Consider the following 9,717-nt stretch of genomic DNA (forward strand, 5'->3'; position numbering starts at 1 on the left):
GTTCCCGTTAAGGCGGATATATTCGGATTTGATATTGCAGATGTAAGTGGAAGTATAAGGCTGTTTTCAGATGTTATGAAGAGGATGGGAATAAAGCTGGATGGTGATGAACTTTATGAGGAGTTTCAGAAAATTTATGATGAGAGCGTTGGCAGGGATGCAGTGAAGGAAAAGGCAGAAGATAAGATGTGGAATATGGGCAGAGGGAGATGATACCGCTGCTTCTTACAAAGTACAAAAAAATATTCCTAAGGTTTGAAAAAATAGACTATATATGATATGCTTAAAGAGGTGTTTAAGCCCTATATTGTTAAGAACAGATAAACAAAATTGAGGTGTAGTATGGCAATTTCATATAATAATCTTTGGAAAATTCTGATTGATAAGGAAATGAATAAAGGTGCTTTATGCAGCAAGGCAAAGATTAGTAAGGGAACAATGGCAAAAATGACTAATAACGAGCCAGTCACATTGACAGTTATAGAAAAAATATGTGAAGTGCTTCAATGTGATATCGGGGATGTTGTTCAGATTGTAGACATAGAAAAACAGGAGAAAAATAATGGATAACAGAAGTATAAAGAAGTTAGAAGCTGATTTATGGGAATCAGCAGATTTACTAAGAGCAGGTTCAAAACTGACATCAAACCAGTATTGTATGCCGGTGCTGGGATTACTTTTTTTAAGATATGCGTATAGTCGATTTAAATTGGTGGAGGCAGAGATATTAAAGAATAGACCAATGCGTAATGGTAGGCGAATGCCTGTAGAAGCCAAGGATTTTTCTGCTAAAAGTGCACTGTTTTTGCCAAGAGAAGCGCAGTATGATTATCTTGTGAATCTTCCTGAAAATATAGCAGCTGCCGATTTGAAAAATATTACTGGACAGCCAATGAATAGTCTGGGTGAGGTAGTAAATAATGCTATGGAACTTGTAGAGCAGCAAAGTGAACAGTTAGCAGGCGTATTGCCTAAAAGTTATACGGATTTTTCTGATGAACTATTGGGAGAGCTGCTTCGTATATTCAATAACAATGCACTTGACGAAGTTGGTGGAGATGTAATAGGTAGGATTTATGAGTATTTCCTTAATAAATTTGCAAAAAATATAGCTTCAGATGATGGAGTATTCTTTACACCAAAGTCTCTTGTGAAAATGATTGTTAATATGTTAGAGCCGACATCAGGAGTGCTTCTAGATCCAGCATGTGGTTCAGGTGGAATGTTTGTACAGACAGGCGACTTTGTAAATGAAGCTGGTTTGCAAGCAAATAGTAGTATGACATTTTATGGACAGGAGAAAGTGGAATATAATGCGCAGCTTTGTCTTATGAATATGGCAGTTCATGGGCTTACAGGGGTAATAAAATCTGGTGATGAAGCGAATACATTTTATCATGATGCTCATAACCTTGAAGGCTGCTGTGACTATGTAATGGCAAATCCACCATTCAATGTGGACAAGGTAAAGGCAGAATCAGCATCCAATGCGGGAAGACTTCCGTTTGGATGCCCGAAAGAAAACAAGTATAAAGAAATTGGAAACGCAAATTATCTATGGATTTCGTACTTTTATGCTTATCTTAACGAAAAGGGCAGAGCTGGATTTGTAATGGCTTCATCTGCAACAGATAGTCAGGGAAGCGATAAGGATATAAGAGAAAAACTTGTTAAAACAGGTCATGTAGATGTGATGATAAGTGTAGGCAACAATTTCTTCTATACAAAGAGCCTTCCATGTTCGTTATGGTTCTTTGATAAAGGGAAAAAAGAAGAACTTAAAAATAAAGTTCTTTTCATTGATGCGAGAAACTATTATACGGAGGTTGATCGTACACTGAATGAATGGTCAGAATGGCAGCTTAAAAATCTGAATGCTATTGTTTGGTTATACCGTGGAGAAAACGAAAAATATACAGCATTGCTTTATGAATATAGAAATGTACTGGGAAGTGATAAATTATTTGATGAACAGGTTCATGATTTGACTGAAAGAGTGAAAAAACTTCGTGCAGAAGCAAAAGCAGCAGTTGAGGCAGCAGATAAGCGAGAAAAGAAAAAAACACAGACGGAATATGATGAAAAAATTTCCAAACTTACAGAAAGGCTTACAATAGCAAAAGAAGCTGATTGGTTATATAAAAAGTTTGGAGATGGAGAGTATCACGATATCCTTGGATTATGTAAAGTTGCTTATACAACAGACGACGCTAAGTGTGATGATAAAGATGGAATCAGTATTGAAGAAAAGGGGTGGTCTCTCACTCCGGGTGCATTTGTTGGTGTAGCGCCTGTGGAAGATGATGGCGTGAATTTTGAAGAGCGAATGGCAGAGATACATCGAGAACTTTTAGCATTGCAGGCAGAATCAAATGACTTGATGGATACTATCTCGAGGAATATGAAGGAGATGGGAATATGAGCTATGAAAAAATTGAAATAGGACAATTGGTAGCCTTAAGTCAAGGATTCGCTATCAATAAAAAGACCAACCACCATATTTCTGATGAACCGACTAATCTTCATTTGTTGCGTATAGGTGATATGAAAGACGGTAATTTCAGCATATTTGTTAAAAATACAATTCCTGAAAAATTCATAGCAAAAGAAAGTGACATCATTTTTACAAGAACTGGTCAGGTTGGATTGGTTTTTAGGAAACAATATGGCGTAGTACATAATAATTGTTTTACTGTTACTACCATTGATGAAGATATTTTGTTACAAGAATTCATTTACTATGCTCTGCAAGAAAAATCATTTTATGAAGAAGCTGTTAGTCGCGCTACTGGAGCAGCACAACCTGATTTGTCACATGGTGCATTCAATTCAATACAGATTTATTTACCTCCGATAGAGAGTCAAAGAAAAATTACCAATATATTAAATGCCTACGATATCCTCATCGAAAATAACAAAAAGCAAATTAAATTATTGGAAGAAGCAGCGGAACGTCTGTACAGAGAATGGTTTGTAGATTTACACTTTCCGGGATATGAGAATACAGAGATAATTGACGGGGTGCCAGAAGGATGGAAAAAACAAAAAATATCTGAGTTCGGTGAGATAATAACTGGTAAAACACCTTCAACTACTAAGAAACAATACTATGGAGGTAACATTCCGTTTGTAAAAATACCGGATATGCACAACTGCGTATATCCAATTGTTACAGAATTTACATTAACTACGGAAGGGGCTAATACGCAGAAGAATAAATTTATCCCCAAGAACGGAATTATGGTTTCATGTATTGCAACGGTTGGTCTTGTAAATATTGCCATTGAAACATGCCAGACGAATCAGCAGATTAATTCTATTGTTTTGAATGATGAACAAGATTTATACTATACCTACTTTACAATGAAACGTCTAAAAGCGTTGCTTGAGGGAGTTGGAAGTAATGGCGCTACAATGACTAATGTTAATAAAACAAAATTTGGTAACCTTGAGGTACTTTATCCAGGTAACAATTTAAGAAAAGATTACTTTGATTATTGCAAGCCGATTTTTGAGAAAATTTATGCGTTAAGTATAGGTGTTCATAAATTATCACAAGTTCGTGACGGCTTACTTCCTAAGCTGATGAGTGGAGAAATTGAGGTGTAATTATGATTATACTGAATGTTGAAGAACACAAGAAAACAGTTTTCGAATTAAATGAAATTGAACCATTTGAAGAAGAAATGACTTTTTATTATGATGAGAGTGGTAATTGCAGAAAGTTTTATCTTACAGACACAGGATTCAATGATTCTGATGCAATAAAGGGAGATTTTGTATTAGCGGGTGTAGCACATGAGGGCAAGTCGTTTGAGATTGATGTGCCATCGCTATATAAAGCGTTGGATTATAGAGAAGGGCAGAAAGAACTTAAGTTTAAGCATCTATATTTTAATTCGACAGACTTTTTGAATTTTATTTGTAGTAAAAGAGCAACGAATTTTTTGAAATGGTTGTATTCGAGTGGTTTGTATATTCATTATAGTGCATTGAATAATTTGTTTTATTCACTTGTAGATATTGTCGATTCTTTATGGGAAACACATCCCCAATGCATTATGTATATCTGGGAAATAAAGAGCGCATTGTACAATTTTGTTATTGAACATCAAGATGAGGTTATTGACATTTTTATAAGACATACATACCCTGATGTGAAAGATGCATCATCATTCTGTAATGACTTGTGTTATTTGATTAGAACATATAATGAAGATGCTGAATATTATCCTGGTTTCTTTTTGGAATTGTTTCGACAGATGCTAAAGACAGCTGGAAAACTAGATAAGATAGTTTTTATTCAAGACAATGAGCCATATTTGTTAATCAAGGAATACTACTTGTTCTATTTAGAAAGATGTGAGATTTTCAGTAAATCAAATCATATTTTTGATGAAGAAGCTAGCGTACAAAAACAACTATCTGAAATTCAACTATACGAAGAGGGAAAATTGCTTAATAATTGGAAATTTGTGAAATCACACGAGAATATATATATTCAGATTTCGGATATGATAGCAGGGCTACTTAGAAAACTCTTTATGTTTTTAGATGAAAACTCTTTGGAAAAAATACAGGCAATTGCACGAGAATTAAATGATAAGCAAATCGATAATTTTTCAATCATATGGTTGCTTATAAAAAAATCTGATAACAAATCCAAACTTTTTATTAAGAACACAAACACACCTAAAAATGTAAATGAAAGAATGGATAAGCTGCAGATTCTTGGTGTTGCAAATAACAGTGCTGGAAAAGGAGATATGTGCCATGAGTTATGATTATTCTGAAAATATATTAGTACAGGAAAGTGCTGGTCACCTTCTTGAAGATGAACTTGGTTGGCGTGTAGAACTTGCCTATAACACAGAAGTTCTGGGTGAAACTGGCACATTTGGCAGGAAATCATATAAGGAAATCCTTCTTGTGAAATATCTCAAGGAGGCACTTTTAAAACTCAATCCATGGCTTACTCCAGCATTACTTGAAGATGCTATAAAAACATTTGAAAGTCATATGTCATCAGCTTCTCTTACGCAGATAAATGAGGAAAAGTATAGGCATATAAGAGATGGTATTCCAGTGAAAGTGAAAAAGCCGAATGGTCAGATTGAGGAAAAGAAGGCAATTGTAATTGATTTTACAAATACAGAGAATAATGATTTCCTTGCTATTAAGGAAATGAAAATACATGGAGATCTTTATCGGAGACGCACAGATATTGTGGGTTTTGTAAATGGAATACCTCTTCTTTTTATAGAATTGAAGAAGAATTCTGTAGATGTGCAGAATGCATACACAGATAACTATACAGACTATCTTGATACAATACCGCATCTGTTTTATTATAATGCATTTCTTATGTTGTCCAATGGAACAGAGGCTAAAGTGGGAACATTAGGTAGCAAATATGAATTTTTTCATGAGTGGAAAAGATTGTCTGAGCAGGAAGAAGGTAATGTTGCACTTGAAACGATGCTTAGAGGTATATGCAAAAAGGATAACTTCCTTGATTTGTTGGAAAATTTCATATTATTTGACCATTCAGATGGAAAAACAGTAAAGATTCTAGCACGAAATCACCAGTATTTGGGTGTAAATGAGGCTGTTAAGGCGTATGAAGCACGTAAATTGAATAATGGAAAACTTGGTGTATTCTGGCATACACAAGGTTCTGGTAAAAGTTATTCTATGGTACTTTTATCACAGAAAATTAGGCGAAAATTTGCAGGTTCTCCAACGATTGTGATTTTGACAGACAGGGATGAGTTAAATACACAGATTAGCGATACTTTTGAAAATTGTGGATTACTTGGAAAAACAAAGGCTGCAAAGTATATTGCTATGAGTGGTGATGACCTTATAACAAAATTGCAAGGAAATCCTAGCTTTATATTTACTTTGATTCAGAAATTTAATAAGAAAAATGTACAGCCAATCATACCAGATCATGACATTATTATAATGTCCGATGAAGCGCATAGGAGTCAGTATGGAATATTTGCAGATAATATGGTGAATTTGCTGCCTACAGCCGCACGTATTGGTTTTACTGGAACGCCATTATTATCGAATGACAATATTACAGAGAGAACATTTGGTGGATATATCTCTATCTATGATTTTAAGAGAGCCGTTGAGGATAAAGCAACAGTTCCGTTGTATTATGAGAATCGTGGAGAGAAGATTTTGGATTTAGATAATCCGGATATTACGGATAAGATATTGGATGCGATTGAGGCAGCAGATTTAGATCCAGATCAGACAGAAAAGCTGGAGCGTGAGTTTAAGAAAGAGATTCACATTATGACAGCACCACAAAGGCTTAAATCTGTAGCCAAAGACTTTGTTTCCCATTATTCGGATTTATGGACAAGTGGTAAGGCTATGTTCGTATGCCTGAATAAAGTGACTTGTGTTCGGATGTATAACCTTGTGCAGAATTATTGGGAAGAAGAAATTAAACGATTAGAAGGCATAAAATCAAAAGTATCACAGCAGGAAGTACAGGAACTGGAACGCAAGATTAAATGGATGAAAGAAACCGAAATGGCTGTCGTTATTTCTCAGGAGCAGAATGAGATTCAGACATTTAAGAAATGGGACCTTGATATAAAGCCGCATCGTGAAAAGATGGAGAAAAGAGAACTCAATAAAGAGTTTAAGGATAAGGACAATCCACTTCGAGTAGTGTTTGTCTGTGCAATGTGGCTTACTGGTTTTGATGTGAAATGTTTGTCATGCCTATATCTTGATAAGCCTTTGAAAGCGCATACTCTCATGCAGACAATAGCAAGAGCAAATCGTGTGGCAGAGGGCAAGAGTAACGGACTTATTATTGACTATATTGGCATAGTAAAGGCACTTCGTAAAGCACTTGCAGATTATACAGCAAATGTTGGAGGAAGAGAGACTGATCCAACAATAGATAAGGAAGAACTTATAGAGCACGTGATGGAAACTATATCAGCAGCTATAGATTTTTTATGTAGCAGAAATTTTGAGTTGGAGGATTTGATTAAGGCAAAAGACTTTTCAAAATTAGCATTATTACAGACAGCAGCAAATGCTGTTTCTGATAGCCGAGAATCACGCAAGCAGTTTACGACATATGCAAATGAAATCAACCGAATGATGAAGTATCTCGATAGAGATGATATATCAGATGTGGATAGAGATAGAAAAGATGCACTCATAGCAATAGCTGATGAACTAAAGAAAAAGAAGAAGCATGTTGACAATGTCGATTTGATGGTTCAGATTAATGGAATTCTGGGTGAATATATAATGATTGAACAGGAATCTAATAATAACGACATAGCTAAGCGTTTCGATATCAGTAGAATAGATTTTGATTTGCTTCGAAGAGAGTTTGCAAAGACAAAGAAAAAGAATCTGCTTATTACGGATTTGGATGAACTAATTCAAACAAGATTAGACAGCATGCTCAAAGAAAATCCAAGTCGTGTGGATTATTATGAAAGATATCAGACAATCATTGATGAATATAATAATGAGCAGGACAGGGCAAACATTGAAAAGACATTTATGGACTTGATGAATCTGGTTAATTCTATGAATCAGGAAGAAAAGCGTTATGTCAGAGAGGGCTTTACAAGTGATGAAGAACTGTCATTGTATGATATGCTTTTCAATGAAAATCTTTCAAAAGAAGATATCAATAAGATAAAGAAAGTTGCGATAGACTTGCTGGAAAAGATAAAAGCAAAGATATCTGAACTTGACCATTGGACAGAGAAGCAGGAAACAAAGGCAGAAGTTGATACTCTTATAGGCACGATTCTCTGGGAAGAATTACCAGAGAGTTATTCTGATAATGCAATATTTGCATATAGACAGAAAATTTATGAGTATGTATTTATGAGGTATAAAGAGGTGGCGTAAAATTGTCGGTGATTATACATATGACGCTACCGATGCTAGTAAAGAACTATTTGATAATTACGATAATTTAAGCTCTGCCATTAAGGCAGAAATACCACTCAAGCAGATATGGATATTGAGTAAGGAAGAATAGAGAAAGTGAAGAGAAAACTATGAACAAGAAGTGCCAGGTATTTACGCCTGAAAATTATGTAAGAGAATTACTAGATAGTGTGGGTTATACCCATAATTTATATGGGAAAAAAATACTAGAGAATTCCTGTGGTGATGGCAACATCCTGGTTGCGGTAGTTCAAAGGTATATTGATGATTGTAAGGAAAATGGTTTGTCTAGAACAAGAATAAAGAATGGGTTAGCAAAAGACATATATGGAATCGAGATTGATGAAGAACAGTATAAAAAGTGTATTGATAATTTAGATGAAGTATTAAAACGTAACGATATTGACAAAGTTGATTGGAAAGTGATAAATGCAGATTATTTGAAGTGGAATACTACTATTAAATTTCAATATATTGTTGGAAATCCTCCTTATATTACATACAGTGAATTGAAAGAGGAGGAACAGCTGTTTGTAAAGAGTAATTTCTCTACATGTGTCAAAGGAAAATTTGATTATTGCTATGCATTTATAGAGAAAAGTATTAATTCATTAGCAGATAACGGGAAAATGTCTTATCTTATTCCAAGTAGTATTTATAAGACTGTATTTGGACATAATCTGAGGATTTTTATGAGTCCGTACATTGCCCAAATAAAGGATTACAAACAAGTTAAAATATTTGATAAGGCATTAGTTAAGTCATCCATTATGGTGTTAGACAAACAACGTCAGCAGGAGATTTTGCATTATCAGGACATGAGTATGGAAAATGCGATAGATATACCTATTGCTCAACTAGATGAAAAGTGGTTTTTTGCAGATGAGAATGAAGTGGGACAACATCGATTTGGGGATTATTTTAAGGTGTCACATGTTGTGGCAACACTTCTAAATAAAGCATATGTTCTGTCAGATGGGGCATATACCGAAGTAGATAATGGCTATGTTTGTGGTAATCATACTATTGAAAGAGAAGTAGTAAGAAATACTGAAACACCTCGAACGCTTAGATATATTAAACATGAAAAAATTATTTTTCCGTATACATATGACGAAAATGAGTTAGTACATTATGATGATGGTGAGTTTGAAAGATTATATCCTGGGGCTACGGCGTATCTTAATGAGTTTCGTGATGATTTAGATAAAAGGCAAAGTGATAATAATGCAAAATGGTATGAGTATGGTCGCTCACAAGCACTGAGTGGCTTGAATAGACAAAAACTTCTGATTTCAACAGTTGTGACAAATGATGTAGACGTATATGAATTAGAACAGGAATGTATACCATATGCGGGAATGTATATCGTGGAAAAGGAAGATAATAATGAATATGAATTGACAGATGCAATGAGAATACTTAGAAGTGGCGAATTTAAAGAGTATGTTTTTAAAGTTGGTATACCTATAAGTGGTAAATCGGTGAGAATAACATCGAAGGATGTTGAAAATTATCTGTTTTAGTTCCGGAGGAATTTATTATGGAAAAAATGAAATACAAAATTTCATCACGAGCTACAATTTTATTGGGAAGAGAAAGTGTTTCTAAAGTCGAAAGTGCTTTGATAGAATTAATAAAGAATACATATGATGCGGATGCAACAATGTGTTACATACTTTTTGATGTTGAAAATGATAGTATTTTTTTGATTGATGATGGCTCAGGAATGACTATAATGGTATCGTAATTTAAGACACTTCAAGA

General features: G+C 34.6%; 8 protein-coding genes. All 8 read left to right on the plus strand.

Annotated elements, in window-relative coordinates:
• Positions 1 to 75: 75 nt before the first annotated feature.
• The 8 genes from DXA87_RS18500 to DXA87_RS14155 all read left to right on the plus strand — a co-directional run bounded on the left by DXA87_RS18500 (position 76) and on the right by DXA87_RS14155 (position 9,700).
• The gene (locus DXA87_RS18500; RefSeq protein WP_242998094.1) at positions 76 to 213 is read left to right on the plus strand and encodes a hypothetical protein; all 138 of its coding nucleotides are present in this window, start codon (positions 76 to 78) and stop codon (positions 211 to 213) included.
• Positions 214 to 342: 129 nt separating this feature from the next.
• Positions 343 to 570, plus strand: coding sequence for a helix-turn-helix transcriptional regulator (locus tag DXA87_RS14125; RefSeq protein ID WP_117505011.1), 228 nt, complete (start codon positions 343 to 345; stop codon positions 568 to 570).
• Entirely contained in the window at positions 563 to 2,422 is a 1,860-nt protein-coding gene (locus DXA87_RS14130) for a class I SAM-dependent DNA methyltransferase (protein WP_117505013.1), read from the plus strand. Before DXA87_RS14125 ends, DXA87_RS14130 begins: the two co-directional genes overlap by 8 nt.
• On the plus strand, positions 2,419 to 3,609 hold the full coding sequence (locus DXA87_RS14135) for a restriction endonuclease subunit S (protein WP_117505016.1): 1,191 nt from the start codon (positions 2,419 to 2,421) through the stop codon (positions 3,607 to 3,609). Before DXA87_RS14130 ends, DXA87_RS14135 begins: the two co-directional genes overlap by 4 nt.
• A gap of 2 nt (positions 3,610 to 3,611) precedes the next feature.
• Complete coding sequence (locus DXA87_RS14140) at positions 3,612 to 4,784, plus strand: DUF3800 domain-containing protein (protein ID WP_117505018.1); 1,173 nt, start codon at positions 3,612 to 3,614, stop codon at positions 4,782 to 4,784.
• A complete protein-coding gene (locus DXA87_RS14145; RefSeq protein ID WP_117505020.1) occupies positions 4,774 to 7,908 on the plus strand; it encodes a type I restriction endonuclease subunit R in 3,135 nt (1,044 codons plus the stop codon). Before DXA87_RS14140 ends, DXA87_RS14145 begins: the two co-directional genes overlap by 11 nt.
• A 152-nt stretch (positions 7,909 to 8,060) precedes the next feature.
• Positions 8,061 to 9,476, plus strand: a complete 1,416-nt coding sequence (locus DXA87_RS14150) for an N-6 DNA methylase (protein WP_117505022.1) — start codon at positions 8,061 to 8,063, stop codon at positions 9,474 to 9,476.
• Positions 9,477 to 9,493: 17 nt separating this feature from the next.
• The gene (locus tag DXA87_RS14155; RefSeq protein ID WP_117505023.1) at positions 9,494 to 9,700 is read left to right on the plus strand and encodes an ATP-binding protein; all 207 of its coding nucleotides are present in this window, start codon (positions 9,494 to 9,496) and stop codon (positions 9,698 to 9,700) included.
• Positions 9,701 to 9,717 lie beyond the last annotated feature (17 nt).

Source organism: Desulfotomaculum sp. OF05-3, assembly GCF_003435535.1.
Classification (GTDB): Bacteria; Bacillota; Clostridia; order Lachnospirales; family Lachnospiraceae; genus Pilosibacter; species Pilosibacter fragilis.